At 49.8% G+C, this 16,812-nt stretch carries 14 protein-coding genes; 10 read left to right on the top strand and 4 right to left on the bottom strand.

Features of this window, described 5'->3' with window-relative positions; all coding sequences use genetic code 11:
• The first annotated feature begins 153 nt into the window (after positions 1-153).
• From XMA127_RS05130 to XMA127_RS05140, 3 genes are read left to right on the top strand one after another with little or no spacing between them, the layout of a single operon-like run.
• Positions 154-855, top strand: a complete 702-nt coding sequence (locus XMA127_RS05130; protein WP_173499049.1) for an energy-coupling factor ABC transporter ATP-binding protein — start codon at positions 154-156, stop codon at positions 853-855.
• Entirely contained in the window at positions 855-1,460 is a 606-nt protein-coding gene (locus XMA127_RS05135; RefSeq protein WP_173498973.1) for an energy-coupling factor transporter transmembrane protein EcfT, read from the top strand. The genes XMA127_RS05130 and XMA127_RS05135 overlap by 1 nt, the downstream gene beginning before the upstream one ends.
• 40 nt (positions 1,461-1,500) lie before the next feature.
• Positions 1,501-2,061 (top strand): biotin transporter BioY, encoded by a 561-nt coding sequence (locus XMA127_RS05140; RefSeq protein WP_371731507.1) that lies wholly within the window; start codon positions 1,501-1,503, stop codon positions 2,059-2,061.
• Between the two features lie 60 nt (positions 2,062-2,121).
• Here XMA127_RS05140 and panD read toward each other — a convergent pair whose 3' ends face one another.
• Positions 2,122-2,556 (bottom strand): aspartate 1-decarboxylase, encoded by a 435-nt coding sequence (panD, locus tag XMA127_RS05145; protein ID WP_173498974.1) that lies wholly within the window; start codon positions 2,554-2,556, stop codon positions 2,122-2,124.
• Between the two features lie 232 nt (positions 2,557-2,788).
• Between panD and metH the strand changes: the two genes are divergently transcribed.
• Complete coding sequence (metH, locus tag XMA127_RS05150; RefSeq protein ID WP_371731508.1) at positions 2,789-6,499, top strand: methionine synthase; 3,711 nt, start codon at positions 2,789-2,791, stop codon at positions 6,497-6,499.
• A gap of 555 nt (positions 6,500-7,054) precedes the next feature.
• The gene (locus XMA127_RS05155; protein WP_173481586.1) at positions 7,055-9,277 is read left to right on the top strand and encodes an NADP-dependent isocitrate dehydrogenase; all 2,223 of its coding nucleotides are present in this window, start codon (positions 7,055-7,057) and stop codon (positions 9,275-9,277) included.
• 219 nt (positions 9,278-9,496) lie between these two features.
• Here the strand turns inward: XMA127_RS05155 and XMA127_RS05160 are convergent, their stop codons facing one another.
• Positions 9,497-10,354, bottom strand: a complete 858-nt coding sequence (locus tag XMA127_RS05160; RefSeq protein WP_173498975.1) for a DMT family transporter — start codon at positions 10,352-10,354, stop codon at positions 9,497-9,499.
• Entirely contained in the window at positions 10,351-13,257 is a 2,907-nt protein-coding gene (locus XMA127_RS05165) for an insulinase family protein (protein ID WP_371731509.1), read from the bottom strand. The genes XMA127_RS05160 and XMA127_RS05165 overlap by 4 nt, the downstream gene beginning before the upstream one ends.
• Before the next feature lie 240 nt (positions 13,258-13,497).
• Between XMA127_RS05165 and XMA127_RS05170 the strand changes: the two genes are divergently transcribed.
• The 5 genes from XMA127_RS05170 to XMA127_RS05190 all read left to right on the top strand — a co-directional run bounded on the left by XMA127_RS05170 (position 13,498) and on the right by XMA127_RS05190 (position 16,002).
• Complete coding sequence (locus XMA127_RS05170) at positions 13,498-14,178, top strand: Bax inhibitor-1/YccA family protein (protein WP_173481588.1); 681 nt, start codon at positions 13,498-13,500, stop codon at positions 14,176-14,178.
• A 433-nt stretch (positions 14,179-14,611) separates the two neighbouring features.
• Positions 14,612-15,010, top strand: coding sequence for a sulfurtransferase complex subunit TusD (gene tusD, locus XMA127_RS05175; RefSeq protein ID WP_173481589.1), 399 nt, complete (start codon positions 14,612-14,614; stop codon positions 15,008-15,010).
• Complete coding sequence (gene tusC / locus XMA127_RS05180) at positions 15,007-15,363, top strand: sulfurtransferase complex subunit TusC (RefSeq protein ID WP_173481590.1); 357 nt, start codon at positions 15,007-15,009, stop codon at positions 15,361-15,363. Before tusD ends, tusC begins: the two co-directional genes overlap by 4 nt.
• Positions 15,356-15,661 carry a sulfurtransferase complex subunit TusB gene (gene tusB / locus XMA127_RS05185; RefSeq protein WP_173481591.1) on the top strand — a complete coding sequence of 102 codons (306 nt, stop codon included), beginning with the start codon at positions 15,356-15,358 and terminating at the stop codon, positions 15,659-15,661. Before tusC ends, tusB begins: the two co-directional genes overlap by 8 nt.
• A complete protein-coding gene (locus XMA127_RS05190; protein WP_173481592.1) occupies positions 15,661-16,002 on the top strand; it encodes a TusE/DsrC/DsvC family sulfur relay protein in 342 nt (113 codons plus the stop codon). The genes tusB and XMA127_RS05190 overlap by 1 nt, the downstream gene beginning before the upstream one ends.
• A 5-nt stretch (positions 16,003-16,007) precedes the next feature.
• Here XMA127_RS05190 and XMA127_RS05195 read toward each other — a convergent pair whose 3' ends face one another.
• A complete protein-coding gene (locus XMA127_RS05195) occupies positions 16,008-16,787 on the bottom strand; it encodes a TatD family hydrolase (RefSeq protein ID WP_173498976.1) in 780 nt (259 codons plus the stop codon).
• Positions 16,788-16,812: the final 25 nt, after the last annotated feature.

Consider the following 16,812-nt stretch of genomic DNA (forward strand, 5'->3'; position numbering starts at 1 on the left):
ACAATCCTATCCATCTTTATAACCAGATAAGTAGATTTATGGCGGTTTTATCGCCAACATGTAGTTCTACTACAGCCCGATTTTGGTTGGATTTGTTCGAAAGCATAGGCTACTCTGCGTCCACATTTTGAAAAGTTACATACCCTTTTGCCAATGCACACCCCATCCATAGAGCTAAGCCACGTCACTCTTACAAGAGAGGGACGTACCATCTTCGATGATCTGACGCTGTCACTTAATGAGTCACGCATTGGCATCATAGGATTTAATGGCAGTGGCAAAAGCAGCCTGATTCGTCTGCTTAACGGTTTACTCACAGCCGACAGTGGCACCATCAGCATCAACGGCAAAGACCCATCGAAAGGGCCTGCCGCCATGTCGACTGAAGTCGGATTTGTATTTCAAAATCCAGATCACCAACTGATCTTCCCTACCGTACTTGAAGAGTTGATCTTTGGTCTGCAAAACCAGGGCAAAGATAAGTCAGAGTCAGAAGCCGAAGCACTCGCACTGTTAAAAGAACACGATCGACTGGATTGGAAAGACCTTCCGGTCCACAGTCTCTCTGAAGGGCAAAAGCAGTTGATCTGTATTTTCTCTGTACTTCTATTGAAGCCTAAAGTCATTGTCTTCGATGAACCCTTCTCTGCACTTGACCTACCCACTCGGTATCAACTTCAGAAAGTGATCAGCAGCCTGTCCCAGCAGGTCATTATGATCAGTCACGAGCTGGACGGTTTTGACGGCTTTGATCGACTGGTATGGATAGGGGATCAAGGGGTGGTCAAAGATGGTCCCATTGAAGAGGTGATCTCTGACTATAAACAACATGCTGTTGAGACCGCAGAGTCATGATGAGTCTCTACCTCGCTCAACCATCCTGGCTGCACCGTCTGCCTGCCGGGTTAAAGCTCTTCTGTTTAGCCATCGCAACGGTGTTGCTCTATCCAGTAAAAGAGGTAGGGATCATCTCATTGGCTGTTGCTGTAACGCTTGGGATTTACGCCAGCCTGGGCAGATCTGGCTTGGCGCAACTGAAACTATTGAAACCGCTTTTCTGGATGATGTTGGCAATCTTTGCCTTGCAGTATTGGACCATGGGGCTTGCCGAGGCTTGGATACTGCTGGGTCGCATGTTGGTGCTTATCCTGCTGGCCAATGCCATCAGCATGACCACACGCATGGATGAGATGAACGCGGTTTTTCAATTTTTGCTAACGCCGCTTCGATGGCTGGGTGTGCAAACCCAACGAATCGCGTTTGCTCTCTCTTTACTGATACGGTTTGTTCCTGTATTGGTCTCGTTTATGCATGCCCTGTTAGCGGCATGGCGAGCACGTGGTGGACAACGTCGTTATTGGCAAATCATAGCCCCATTAGTGGTACAGGCACTTAGAATGTCTGACCAGGTAGCTGAAGCGGTCGCTGCTCGTGGCGGCATACCAAAAATTAAAAACTAGAGAGCCATTTCCGGCTTCAAGCAACTCAAAAGGAGTCACTGTGAGTGAAATAACAAAAGACAAACAGATTGTTCAAATTGCAATCTTTGCGGCACTGCTAGCAGCACTGGGCTTTATCCCACCGATCCCATTTGCGACGGGGGTTCCTATCTCAGCTCAATCGCTGGGCGTTATGCTAGCGGGCACGATTTTGGGCGCACGTAACGGTGCTCTATCGATGATTCTGTTCCTAGTCGTCGTGGCTCTGGGTGCTAACCTTTTGGCTGGTGGTCGTGGCGGTCTTGGCGTCTTTGCAGGCCCTACGGCTGGATTCCTATTCGCCTTCCCATTTGCTGCGTTCACAGCAGGCCTACTGACACGCTCACTGTCAGGTAAATTCTCCCTCACCATTGCGGCAGGCATTGGTGCCCTGGTGGGTGGCATTGTCGTGATGTACCTGTTTGGTATCGCTGGATTCAAACTGGTCACTGGTCGTACCTGGCTTGAGTCACTGATGATCATGTGGGTCTACATTCCAGGTGACGCCGTGAAGGTCGTTCTTGCAGCGGTCGTAACAGGTGCAGTCGCTCGAGCGCTTCCAGGCACTTTCGCCAACAAGTAATACCAACTTTGAACACAAAAAAACCCGCTACTTGGCGGGTTTTTTAATTCTAGAAACGACTTACATTGAAGCCGGCTGAACAGGAATCGCTTTTTTTACGCCGGTCAACTTGTTTCGAGCGCGGATCTCTTCATCGGAGACTCCGTCTACCTCATCAAACTTAGCGCCTTCAAAATAGCAGAGCGTTGGTTGGAAGCCATCCAGCTCTGAACGATCAAGCTGGACGTAAGCGGCAATAATAAGCAGGTCGCCCTTGTTCGCTTTATGAGCCGCAGCACCGTTCACAGAGATGACACCGCTGCCACGCTCTGCACTGATCACGTAGGTCGAAAAACGCTCACCGTTATTGATGTTATAGATCTCTATTTTCTCATACTCATGAATACCTGAAGCATCTAAAAGGTCCTGATCAATGGCGCAAGAGCCTTCGTAGTGCAGTTCAGCATGAGTGGCTGTCACGCGGTGCAGCTTCGCTTTTAAGAAAGTTTGTAGCATATCTATAACCCATGAATTGGTTGGGGATTCTATCCCTGAGTCAAACGAGGTCGCGATTTTACTCTGATCATCTAAATTTTGCACCTGCGTAATCGTTCTAACAATATTCACCGTCGATTTACATTAAACATGAGCTGATTTCAGCCAAAGATGAAATGCAATCAAAACCATTCCAATCAACTTGTTATAGAATATGCGCCTCAAAATTCGTTTAGATAAAAGGCGTGACAGCGTGCGTGACTATTCTGCAACAGATCAACTACTAAAACAGCTACTCAAAGAGCGCATCCTTATTCTGGATGGTGGCATGGGTACGATGATCCAGGGGTACAAGCTAGAAGAAGCCGACTACCGTGGTGAGCGCTTTGCAGATTGGCACTGTGACGTCAAAGGTAACAATGATCTATTGGTGTTAACGCAACCCAAGATCATCGAAGATATTCACTACGAGTACCTCAAAGCGGGCGCCGACATTATTGAAACCAACTCATTCAACGCGACCACCATCGCAATGGCCGACTATGAGATGGAATCGATCAACCACGAGATCAATGTCGAAGCGGCTAAAGTGGCACGTCGTGCTGCGGATCGCATGACGGCCGAGACACCGGACCGCCCTCGTTTTGTTGCAGGCGTGCTAGGCCCGACCAACCGCACCGCTACCATTTCACCCGATGTAAACGATCCCGGTTTTCGTAACATCACCTTTGATCAACTGGTTGAAGCGTACACCGAGTCGCTTGATGGTTTGATCACCGGTGGTGCAGACCTGATTCTGATCGAGACCATCTTCGATACCCTGAACGCTAAAGCGGCCGTTTTTGCCTGTGAACAGTACTTTGACGATCACAATTTAAGGCTCCCATTGATGATCAGTGGCACCATCACTGACGCTTCAGGCCGCACGCTCTCTGGCCAAACAACCGAGGCGTTCTGGAACTCTCTGCGTCACGCTAAACCACTCACCATCGGTTTGAACTGTGCCCTAGGCCCTAAAGAGTTACGCCAGTACGTAGAGGAGCTCTCGCGTATAGCGGATACTTTTGTCTCTGTTCACCCTAACGCGGGTCTACCTAACGCCTTTGGTGAATATGATGAATCGCCTGAAGAGATGCTGAGCGAAATTGCTGAATGGGTCGACTCTGGCTTCGTCAATGTCGTGGGTGGCTGTTGTGGCACAACCCCGGATCATATCCGTGTCATTCGCGAAGGGATCATCTCTAAAGCGCCACGTCAGATTCCAGATCTACCGATTGAGTGTCGCCTAGCCGGCCTAGAGCCTCTTAACATTGGGCCAGAGACTCTATTCGTTAACGTCGGTGAACGGACCAACGTTACCGGCTCTGCTCGTTTCCGCCGACTCATCAAAGAGGGTGACTACGAGACAGCACTCGAGGTCGCTCGTCAGCAGGTAGATAACGGTGCACAGATCATCGACATCAATATGGATGAGGGGATGCTGGATGCCGAAGCGGCCATGATCCGCTTCCTCAATCTGATTGCATCTGAGCCAGACATTTCTCGCGTGCCGATCATGCTCGACTCCTCAAAATGGGAGATCATCGAAGAGGGTCTAAAACGCATACAAGGTAAAGGCGTTGTTAACTCCATCTCACTCAAAGAGGGTGAAGAGAAGTTCATAGCTCAAGCCAAGCTGATTCGTCGCTACGGTGCTGCGGTGGTCGTGATGGCCTTTGATGAAGTGGGTCAAGCCGACACCTATGAGCGCAAGATTGAGATCTGTGAGCGCTCTTATCGCGTGCTGGTCGATACCGTAGGCTTCCCACCTGAAGATATCATTTTTGATCCGAACATCTTTGCCATTGCTACCGGCATCGAAGAGCACGACAACTACGCAGTCGACTTTATTGAGGCGACTGGTTGGATCAAAAAGAACCTACCGCACGCTATGATCTCGGGCGGTGTCTCCAACGTCTCGTTCTCGTTCCGTGGTAACGACAAGGTCCGCGAAGCGATCCACTGTGTATTCCTCTACCACGCCATCAAACAGGGCATGGACATGGGTATCGTCAATGCGGGTCAGTTGGCGATCTATGACGACCTACCTGAAGCGCTGCGTGAGCATGTTGAAGATATCGTACTTAACCGTCGCGAAGACGGTACCGAGCGAATGCTCGAGCACGCTGAACAGTATCGAGGTGATGCGGCCACTCAAGCGAACGGGGCTGATTTGGCATGGCGTGAACTGCCTGTCCAAGAGCGCCTATCGCACGCCCTAGTCAAAGGCATTGCCGATTACATCGATGAAGATACCGAAGAGTGTCGTCACCTGTACGATCGTCCACTGCACGTCATCGAAGGTCCATTAATGGATGGTATGGGCGTTGTAGGTGATCTGTTTGGCGCCGGTAAGATGTTCCTGCCTCAGGTGGTGAAATCGGCCCGCGTTATGAAGAAAGCGGTTGCCTATCTGATGCCTTACATTGAGGCGGAGAAAGATGGCAGCGAGTCGAGTTCAGCCGGCAAAGTGATCATGGCGACCGTAAAAGGTGACGTGCACGACATCGGTAAGAATATCGTTGGGGTGGTACTGCAGTGTAACAACTTTGAGATCATCGACCTCGGTGTCATGGTCCCTGCAGAGACCATTCTGAAAACAGCCCGCGAAGAGAACGCCGATATTATAGGTCTGTCTGGACTGATCACACCGTCACTGGATGAGATGGTGCATGTTGCTAAAGAGATGCAGCGCCAAGGCTTTGACATACCGCTGTTGATCGGTGGCGCAACCACGTCAAAAGCACACACTGCAGTTAAGATTGAACCTAGCTACCAGAACAACCAAGTGGTGCACGTAACCAACGCATCACGTTCGGTCGGTGTTGCCTCTGCCCTACTCTCGAAAGAGCGTAAAGAGCAGTTCATTGCCGACACTCGTGAAGAGTACCAGGCGGTTCGTGAGCGTCACCTGGCCCGTCAAAATGAGCAGCGTCGCGTCAACATCGATGCGGCTCGTGCGAATGCAGAACCGGTAAACTGGGAAGGCTACCTACCGCCAGTACCCAACAAACCTGGCATCCACACCCTCAATAATATTCCACTGGAATCACTGCTTGAGTTCATTGACTGGACACCCTTCTTCCAATCTTGGGAGCTGGCCGGCAAATACCCTCGTATCCTGACCGATGAGATTGTTGGCGAACAGGCAACTAAACTGTTTGAAGATGCCAAATCGATGCTAAATAAGATTATTTCGGAAAAACTGTTAGAGGCACGCGCTGTCGTTGGGCTATTCCCAGCTAACCGCGTCGGTGATGACATCGAACTCTACACAGATGACAGTCGCACAGAGCTATTAACGACGGTTCACCACTTACGTCAGCAGACGCAAAAGATTGAAGGTCGATACAACCACTGTCTGTCGGACTACATTACGAGTAAAGAGAGTGGTACACCGGACTATCTAGGCGCCTTTGCCGTCACGGCGGGCATTGGTGTTGACGAGATGGTGGCCGAGTTCGAAAAAGACCATGACGACTACCAGTCGATTATGGTTAAAGCCCTCGCTGACCGTCTTGCTGAAGCGCTTGCTGAGAAACTGCACGCAGATGTCCGCAGGGATTATTGGGGCTATGCTTCTGAAGAGTCTCTCGATAACGAAGCGTTGATTCGCGAAGAGTATGTTGGCATTCGCCCAGCACCTGGCTACCCAGCCTGCCCTGACCACACCGAAAAAGGGTTACTGTGGGAGCTTCTGGATGTCGAGCAGCAGGTCGGCATGACGCTGACTGATAGCTTTGCCATGCTACCCACCGCCGCTGTCAGCGGATGGTACTTCAGCCACCCTGAGGCGAAGTACTTTGGTGTTGCCAAGATCAGCGAAGACCAGGTAGAGGACTACGCTCATCGTAAAGGGATGGAGTTGTCAGAAGCTGAGCGCTGGTTGGCACCGAATCTAGGGTATGAGCCGGAGTCGTTGTAAAAGCACGTGATTTGAATGCGGTGACAGGCTGAAGGCCTGTCACCCGTACCTTGATCGGCACCATTATGATTATTCGCGGTTTTTCGCTTCGCTCAAATTCGCTCCTACAACACTGCCTTGTAGATAATCTGCTACAAAACCCGATTGTAGGATCGAATCCCCCGAAGGGGAAACCGCGAACCTAAGGCCTCTCAACGTTGTGATGAACTTACACCAAAGTGCCCGTGACTGGCTTTAGCCTGTCATCGGCATCACCAGCGTTTTCCAGAACCTCTGCGAACACCAGACAGCGGATGACAGGCTAAAGCCAGTCACCCGGTCTTAGCAAAACCTCTGGATAAACCACGCCAAACCACCTTATAACTTTCCCGACTTAACTTGATCCAAATCGACCTAGCACTCCTACACCTTAAGTCTTAGTCCCGCTCTGTAAAATAACTACACACCCCAGTATAATGCGCGCTGCGAAACTATCACCGCAGATTCCGAAGGAAATAAATTGAGGTCACAAACTTCAATTTGATGGAATCCTACCGTTAACATTTGGGGACTAGAATGGCTAAAAAACCAAGTACCATCGTCTACACACTCACTGACGAAGCACCAGCACTTGCGACAGCATCACTACTACCGATCGTACGTAAGTTTGCTAAAACCGCAGACATTAATGTTGAACTCTGCGACATCTCACTAGCAGGACGTATCCTCTCCTCTTTCCCCGAGTACCTTAACGATCAACAGAAGGTTGAAGACGGTCTAGCACAACTAGGTAACATGACCTCTGATCCAAACCTTAACCTGATCAAACTACCAAACATCTCAGCCTCTGTACCTCAGTTGAAAGCTGCAATTGCTGAACTTCAGGGCCAGGGCTACCACGTACCTGAATTCCCAGATGAGCCACGTAACGACAAAGAGATCGAGATCCGTGATCGTTACTCTAAGATTCTAGGTTCCGCTGTTAACCCTGTACTACGTCAGGGTAACTCAGACCGTCGTGCTCCAGCGGCTGTTAAAGCCTTTGCACGCAAGCACCCACACAGCATGGGGCAATGGAGCAAAGCGTCACGTACGCACGCTGACTACATGAACGGCGGCGACTTCTTCTCAAGCGAACAGTCTGTAACGATGGAGAAGGACACTAAGGTCCGTATCGAATTCATCTGTGGCGATGGCAACATCACTGTTAAGAAAGAGCTAGACCTTCAGAAAGGCGAAGTACTTGACGGCATGTTCATGAGCGCTAAAGCGCTACGCAACTTCTTCGAAGAGACACTTCAAGACTGTAAAGAGTCTGGTGTTATGTGGTCACTGCACGTGAAAGCGACCATGATGAAAGTCTCTCACCCAATCGTTTTCGGTCACGCAGTGACTGTCTTCTACAAAGAGGTATGGGACAAGTGGGGCGAGCTGTTTGAAGAGCTAGGTGTTAACCCTAACAACGGTATGGGTAACATTCTTGATAAGCTTGAAACACTGCCTAACTCTAAGCGTGAAGAGATCCTAGAAGATATCCACGCAGCTGCACTGCACCGCCCAGAAATGGCGATGGTTGATTCCGTTAAAGGCATCACTAACCTTCACGTACCTTCAGACGTTATCGTCGACGCCTCTATGCCTGCGATGATCCGTAACTCAGGTAAGATGTGGGGCCCTGACGGCAAGACTAAAGACACTAAAGCGGTCATGCCTGAATCGACTTACGCTCGTATCTACCAGGAGATGATCAACTTCTGTAAAACGCACGGTGCGTTCGATCCAACGACTATGGGTACCGTTCCAAACGTCGGTCTAATGGCGATGAAAGCGGAAGAGTACGGTTCGCACGATAAGACCTTCGAAATGGAAGAGGATGGCATCATGCGCGTCGTTGCTGAAGACGGCACTGTATTGATGGGCCACAAAGTTGAGAAAGGTGATATCTGGCGTGCGTGTCAGACCAAAGATGCTGCGATCCGTGACTGGGTTAAATTGGCTGTGACTCGTTCACGTCAATCAGACACTCCTGCGATCTTCTGGCTAGACGCTGAACGTGCCCACGACCGTGAACTTCGTAAGAAGGTAGAACTCTACCTACAAGAACACGACACTGAAGGTCTAGATCTTCGCATCATGTCTTACGTACGCGCGATGCGCTCTACTTGTGAGCGTCTAATCCGTGGCATGGATACCATCTCTGTTACCGGTAACGTACTTCGTGACTACCTAACCGACCTATTCCCAATCATGGAGCTAGGCACTTCTGCTAAGATGCTATCCGTTGTTCCAATGCTTGCGGGCGGCGGTATGTACGAAACAGGCGCTGGTGGTTCTGCACCTAAGCACGTACAGCAGGTTGTCGAAGAGAACCACCTACGTTGGGACTCTTTAGGTGAATTCCTTGCAATCGGTGTCTCACTAGAAGAGCTAGGCATCAAAGAGAACAAACCACGTGCTAAAGTTCTTGCAGCAGCACTCGATCGTGCAACTGAAACACTACTTGAGCGTGGTAAGTCACCCTCTCGTCGTACTGGTGAACTGGACAACCGCGGAAGCCACTTCTACCTAGGCCTTTACTGGGCACAGGAACTTGCACAGCAGGAAGAAGATAAAGAGCTAGCAGCAACCTTCGCTAAAGTTGCTGAAGATCTAAGCGCTAACGAAGCGAAAATCCTAGAAGAGCTAGCAGCCGTTCAAGGCAACCCAGCGGATCTTCAGGGTTACTACCATGCACCGCTAGACGTTGTAACTAAGGTTATGCGCCCAAGTGAGACTCTAAACAGCATCATCGATGCCTAAGGGTTAGCGTGAATAAAAAAACCGCGGCTTGCCGCGGTTTTTTTGTTGGAGCGATCTTGAAAAGGTCGCGAAAAAAGATCGCCTCATCTTCGATAAGGCTCCAACGTACTGGTGACAGGCTGAAGCCTGTCATCCGCTTTTAAATTACGTGCAGAGCTTGGCAGTAAACTAAAAGAGCGGGTGACAGGCTGAATACCAGTCACCGGCATACTGCCAATCCTACGCTTTCGCTTTCAACGTCATCACCCCACCCAACACAATTAACCCCATACCGGCAATCGTTAAGGTTGCTAGAGTCTCATCCCACAACAACCAACCGACCAGACTGGCTATGATGACTGAGCTGTAGGTGAATGGCCCAAGATAACCAGCGGGGGCGCTATGGTATGCCTTAGTCATTGAGAGTTGCGCCAAGGTCGATAGCGCAGCGATTCCAATAACACCCGCTAACTCAAACCAGCCCATTGCCACCCACCCCTGCAGTGCAAAGGGTGCACTGAATAGTGACGCAAATAGCGAGAAGTAGAAGACCACCCTGCGAGAGGGTTCTGTATCTTTCATTTTACGCACGAAAATTTTTGCTTGAGCCCCCAGCACAGCACCAGCAAGGCCTATCAATACTGCCAGTTGCAAACCGGCATTGGCCGGATTAAGGACTAGTGCTACCCCAACAAACCCGATCGGTAGGGACCAAAAAAGAATGGGGTGGATCTTCTCTTTCAAGAACCAGAGCGCCAGCAGTGGCATGAACAGCGGTGCCGTCTGTTTTAATAGGGCTGCCGTACCCAGAGGAAGATGGGTCCAGCCATAGTAGAGACAGGACATAGCAGAGACACCAACCAGAGCCCTACCCAAATGAAGGTTGATGCGTGAGGTTTTCAGCGAGATCCCCTTCGCACCCAACACCAGTGGTAGCATAATGAGCAGACCAAAGGCGTTTCGTAAGAAGACCAACTGTGCAACCGAGAGCGCCTCAGCAACGGTTCGAATTAACACACCGGTAGCCACCAAGACAGCTTCTGCAAAAATAACTAACAGAACTCCTTTTAAGAGCTGGTTCGCCCCCTGCTCACTCACAACGAGAATCGCTGGTAGTCGTCAGAGAGAGTCTCTGCCGTTTTAGCGCTGGTCACAATCGCTTCATAGCCCTCTTCAGGGTTTGATAGGTACTGATTAACGACGCGCTCAATATCACCTAAGGTGACAGCTAACACTCTTGAGCGATACTCCATGCGTTGTTCCGGTGTACGGCCAAAGAGCGCATTCAGGTGAGTCGCTTTAGCTTCGCCAGCCGGTGAACCCGGTTTATCGATCGAACTGATCACACCCAAGATTGCCTCTTCCAACTTTTCAGAATCCGCACCACCGTCAAGCAACCAAGCCACTGATTGATCGAAATGGTTGATCGTCTCGATGCTGTTTGGATCACGGTAGCTGTAGAAACGGAATAGCCCGTCACCACTGTCTTGGCTAGCACCCGAACCGTAAGCACCACCCTGCTCTCGAATGGCACGATGCAGGTAACCGTTGCGGAGAATCTCACCAGCAACGGTCAACGCGGCGGCATCTGGATGCGCAACAGTAACGGTCCTGAAGACCTTGGCACAGAAGTTTACCTGTGTATTAACAATCCAAGCCTGCTGCTTCACTGGCGCTTCAGCCGATACTTGGAAAGGCTTATCGACCGAACCAGAGGATAGACGCGCGAACTCTTTTTCAAACTGGCGCAGACAGCTCTCTTTATGCTCTGAATCAGCCACTAACAGCGCTTTAGGGCTAGAGGCCATTATTGCTTGGTGAATGCCTCTAAGCTCCTCAGCTAAGGCGTTCAACTGGCTTTCATCACTGGATTGATCAGCCAACTCACGGGCCAATTTAATCGATGGCAAACCTCTAGAGGCGTGTGAGAAACCGGCCCCAGGTGCTAGACCTGCACTGGCGGCCAAAATCGCTAACGAGTGACCCTGCCCAGTAACAGACTGCTCTTTTCGAGACGCGTTCTGGTTTAGCAACTCAGCGATACGAGCCGTCTCATTAAAAGGTGCTGAAACCAACATATCGGCCATCAACTCAGAGAGTGCCGCTTGATTAACAACCAACCCTTTGCCGGATAAGATCAGGATAGCGCGCAGTTGCGTCGCATCATCGGTCGCCGCTCGCGCATTGATAGAAGCTGAGATTCCACCACTGATGGCACTCTCCAATGCCTGGTGCTCTTTGTAGGTTCGGCCAGCACTACCCAATTCCGTTAGACACTGAGTGTAGAGTGGTAGAAGGGTCTGCTGCCTTGCCGTTAGTTCTGGCAGATCAAACAGCAGCTGTTGGTAGACGATGCCATTGGTGCCGGCTGTAAACCAAGTAGTGGAATCATTGACCTGATCACCTACCGGGAAGTGACATTCAACAGGAACATCCTCTAAAGTCACTTTTGGCAGCAGTGAAGGGTCATCGGCTTGGGTTTGACGCTCTTCGAGCTGTTTAGCGAGCGCATCGATCGACTCTAACGCTTCACGACTCAAACTCTGTTTGTATTGGGCCAGACGATCCGCCTCAGCCTGATCTTTACGCTGACTCAATTCGGTATCAGGCCTTAGAGTGAGTAGCACACGGTGCGGGTTATCGAGCAACCAAGTTTTTACTAGATTCGGAATGAACTGAGGGTCTTTAATCTCCTCTCGTAGTTGATCCAGAACAGAGTCAATATTGAGGCTCGCAATGGCATCACCACGGTGAATCGCATTTGATAGGGAGGCTAGGATTAGCGACATACCAAAGGGGTAGTGATCACCAGTAATTTCTCGTTGTTGAAGCTCCAACTGGTGCAGTTGGGCGGCCACAACGGATGGATCAACACCCTGATCAACCACCTCTTGCAGCGTATCCAACACCAGCTGCTCAAACTGCGCCGCTCGCTCAGGCTCACTCCCCTCGATACCACAGAGGAATGACATTTCGCGATTAGAGTCCTCGATACCACAAAGCGGTGAAGGTGCAGCTCCTAAATCTGTTGACTCTAGAGCGGCTCGCAGGGGTGAACTGGAATTATCCAACAGAACGCGTGACAGAAGTTGCCCCTCAAGTTCTGCCTTAAGATCGATCGAAGGCTTGGTCAACCAACCGAGGACATGATGGGTCTTCCCCTCTGTCTCACCCTGATCCAGTGGGTAGGCCTCTTCCACCTTGATCGGGGCAAAGTAACGCTTCTCATCGGCCACACTCAATTCAGCATCGAGTCGTTCAAAACGATTAAACGCCTGCTCTTCAAAGCGACGCTGTAATTCGTCAACGGAAATATCACCAAAGGTCATGACAATGGCATTACTTGGGTGATAGTGGGTCTCATGAAAGGCTTTTAACTGATCGTAGGTCAGATCCGGAATATCCGCAGGTTCACCACCCGAGTTGTAGTGGTAGGTCGTCGTTGGAAACAGGTATTTAGATACCGTTTGCCACAGCACCGATGTGGTTGAGCTCATGGCCCCCTTCATCTCGTTGAATACGACTCCTTTAAAGAGCAGGTCCGACTCTGGATTACCCGCTTCCGCTAGCTCTACACGGTGTCCCTCTTGCGCAAAATCTAATGGGTCGAGACGCGGGAAAAATGCAGCATCAAGATAGACATCCAAGAGATTGAAAAAGTCTTTACGGTTCTGGCTGGCAAAGGGGTACGCAGTCCAATCGCTGCTGGTAAACGCGTTCATGAAGGTATTCAGTGAACGGCGAGTCATCATGAAGAAGGGATCACGAACAGGAAAACGCTCACTACCACAAAGCGCTGTATGTTCGAGGATATGAGCCACCCCGGTTGAATCTTCAGGCATGGTTCTGAAGGCCACTAAAAAGACGTTTTCATCATAGTCAGTTGCAAGGTGGAAGTGCTTAGCCCCTGTCGCCTTGTGCTCATACTCACTCATCTCGATACCGAGCGAGTTGATCATTTCTGAACGGATAAATTGAAAACTCTCGTGTGCTTGTGCCAAACCGAACAACCCTTTAATAAAAATTTATTGCAGAATTGTACCGACATTGAAGCATTTAAGCATCCACTTCGAACCATTCGATATTACTTAAAAGCCCCATATTTACTGGGGGTTAAGGTTAAAAATCATAACTAAAAACTTGAAATCTTGAGTAAAATGCTCAACATTATAGATAGCTATAAAACTAAAGCGTTCAGGTTGAAATAAACCGAACCAAACCAGCAACGAGAAGAGGACATTATGGCCACTTACGACAGTATCAACACACAAGCACAGGGTGCCGTACGCGATACCAATAAAATGATTCGCAACACATACATGTTGCTTGCGATGACCATGGTATTCAGTACCGTCACTGCCGTTATCTCTATGGCGATCAACCCACCGTTTATCGTCTACCTAGGAAGCATCATTGTCAGCTTCATTATGCTTTTTGTCATCAACAAGAAGCAGAATACAGCCGCTGCACTCCCACTGACCTTCCTTTTCACAGGTCTAATGGGTTTTGGTCTAGGCCCTATCCTTAACTCCTACCTAGCACTTCCTAATGGCGGTCAAATTGTAGCGACGGCTCTGGGTATGACTGCAGTAACCTTCTTCGGTCTAACTGGCTACGTCATGTCTAGCCGCCGTGATTTCAGCTTCATGGGTGGATTCCTAGCTGCGGGCTCTATCGTACTGATCGTAGCGATGCTTGCGATGTTCATTCTGCCTCTGTTCGGTGTGGATGTATCAGGCATGCAGCTTGCCTTCTCTGCCGCGGTTGTATTCCTAATGGCAGGTTTCCTTCTGTACGATACAAGCAACATCATCAACGGTACCTACACTAACTACATCATGGCGACGGTGGGTCTCTACCTAAACGTCTACAACTTGTTTGTTCACCTACTGAGCCTAGTGGGTGCGTTTAACGACGACTAATTTGTTGTTTGAGTTTCTTTTAAAATCCCCGCAATAGCGGGGATTTTTTGTTGGAGGCATATCGAAGATGTGGCGATCTTTTCGGTGGCAGTAATTTGCTCCTGCAATGACTGCATATAGACCATCCCTGGACTTAACTGGCCTTCAGCCTGTCAACCGCTGGTAGACTTTACTGCCAATCTGGAAAACACCGATAAAGCAGATGACAGGCTGAAGCCAGTCACTGGTGCTTTTAGATAAACTCTAATGGATACCAATCGCGGCCTTTTCAAGACCGCTCCAACAGTGCCAAATTCGAATCTCGTGCCAGTCGTCCACGTCCGATCGAGAGTGCCAATGGCCAGCCTTTAGGCTGGGTATTCGCTTTTGATCTTCAATAACAAAACACCCACAAAGATGTGCCTATCAAAAATAAGTTGTTAGAATTCTCACCATGAAATACACCCTCATCATTCAATCCGCGCCGATCGATCATCAGAGCAGCCATACCGCTTTGCGCTTTGCTCGTACGCTTTTGAAGGCGGGTCATAGCATTGAGCGCCTATTTTTTTATGGTGCTGGGGTTCACAATGCGACCAGTCACAGTGTTGCTCCGCAAGATGAGTTAAACCTGCCTGAGCAGTGGCAGCAGTTTGTTACTCAACACTCACTGGATGCTGTTGTCTGCATTGCGGCGGCGGTACGGCGTGGGGTTATTAACTCAGCGGAGAGTAGCCGCTACAGCAAGACGGGTGACAATTTAGCGGACGGCTATGATCTATCGGGTCTGGGGCAGCTAGTCGCCAGTGCGGTGGAATCTGACCGTGTCGTTACCTTTGGGGCTGGTTCATGAAACAGTTTCTTGTGATCACCTCTTCAGCACCTTATGGAAGCGCTCAAGCCCGAGAGGCAACTGACCTTGCACTGGCTGCCGCTCTGTTTGATCAGAAGGTCTCTCTTCTGTTTCAGGGTGATGGCGTGTTCCAACTGCTACCGGATCAAAACCCAGCAGTGATAGAGCAGAAAAACCTTTCCGCCATGCAGCAGGCGCTTCCGCTCTACGATGTAGAGGATCTGTTCTATTGTGCTGACTCTTTAGAGGAGCGAGGCATTACTCAAGACAAGCTTGCTCTGCCGGCAAAAGCGTTGAGTCGTTCTGAGATCGCACTACTCATTCGCCAACAGGATCATATTTTCCATGTCTAGCTCCAACGACAAGATCAGAGGCACTCTCTACATCGTCAATACACCGCCTAACAGCCCCAACAAGCTTCAGGCATGCCTTGAGCTACTGCAGGCTGATGATCATCTACTTCTTATCGAAAATGGCGTCTACTGGGCTTCTGAAGGCTTAAGCCGTTCATTACAAGAACTACCCTGCCCCGCGACGGTTTTAGAGTGCGATTGCCAGGCTCGTGGGGTCCTTAGTTCATTACCGACCTGTAGCGATGGTGGGTTTGTCGATCTGACGATTCAGTATCCGCGCTCTGTGAGTTGGTTCTAATGAGTGATCTGCTGGTTAACGGTGTTAGCTACCCATTGGATGCCGAAGGGTACCTAGAAAATTTAACTCAGTGGAATGTTGAGCTGGCTGAGTCCTTTGCAGAGAGCATTGATCTAGAGCTTACAGAAGCTCACTGGGAATTGATTGACCTGATGCGTCAGTTCTATCAAGAGTTTGAACTATCCCCTGCGATGCGTCCGTTCATCAAATACACCACACTGCATCTGGGGGCTGATAAAGGGAAAAGTATCTACCTAATGCAGCTCTTTCCTGGCGAGGGTAGCCCGGTTAAACGTATTGCCCTGATTGCAGGACTGCCTAAACCGGACAACTGTCTGTAGGTTATCTAAACCGCTTTTTTGAACAGGCGGTGGAAGTTAGCCGCTGAACGTTCAGCCACCTCTTCTACTCTAAGCCCCTTAAGATCAGCAACGCACTGTGCGACTTCTGCGACGTAACCTGGTTGGTTCGGTTTACCGCGGTAAGGTACAGGCGCTAGATAGGGTGAATCGGTCTCAATGAGGAACTTATCCAGTGGGACCGCTTTAACGACCTCACGAAGATCCGCGGCGTTCTTAAAGGTGATAATGCCTGAGAAAGAGATCATAAAGCCGAGCTCAATCGAGCGCATCGCCATCTCCATCGTCTCTGTAAAACAGTGCATCACCCCAGCAGTCTTTGGATCCGCATGCTCCTGCATCACCTCAAGCGTCTCTTCTCTCGCTTCACGTGTGTGAATGATGACGGGGAGATCCAACTCACTTCCCAGCTTTAAGTGGTTAGCAAAACTCTCTACCTGCTGCTCTTTGGTATCCGTCTTATAGAAGAAATCGAGTCCAGTCTCACCTAAGGCGACGACACGCTGATTTGCCGCAACCGCTTGGCGAATCTGAGCCTCATTCCAAGGACTCTCTTCGACGTGGCATGGGTGAATGCCAACCGAAGCGTAGACATCAGACTGCCCCTCTATTGCCTCTAACATCGCAGGGTAGAGATTCATATCGATACCGACACAGAGCATTTTAGAGACACCGCGTTGACGTGCATCATTAAGCAGCTCAGTCAGTGAATCGTTATGTTTGGAGAGATCTAAACGGTCTAAGTGACAATGAGAATCGATGAACATGATTGTAAACTTTGAAAACGATGAA

Origin of the sequence: Marinobacterium sp. xm-a-127, from assembly GCF_013283425.1 — a bacterium.
In the GTDB taxonomy this organism is placed as follows: domain Bacteria; phylum Pseudomonadota; class Gammaproteobacteria; order Pseudomonadales; family Balneatricaceae; genus Marinobacterium_E.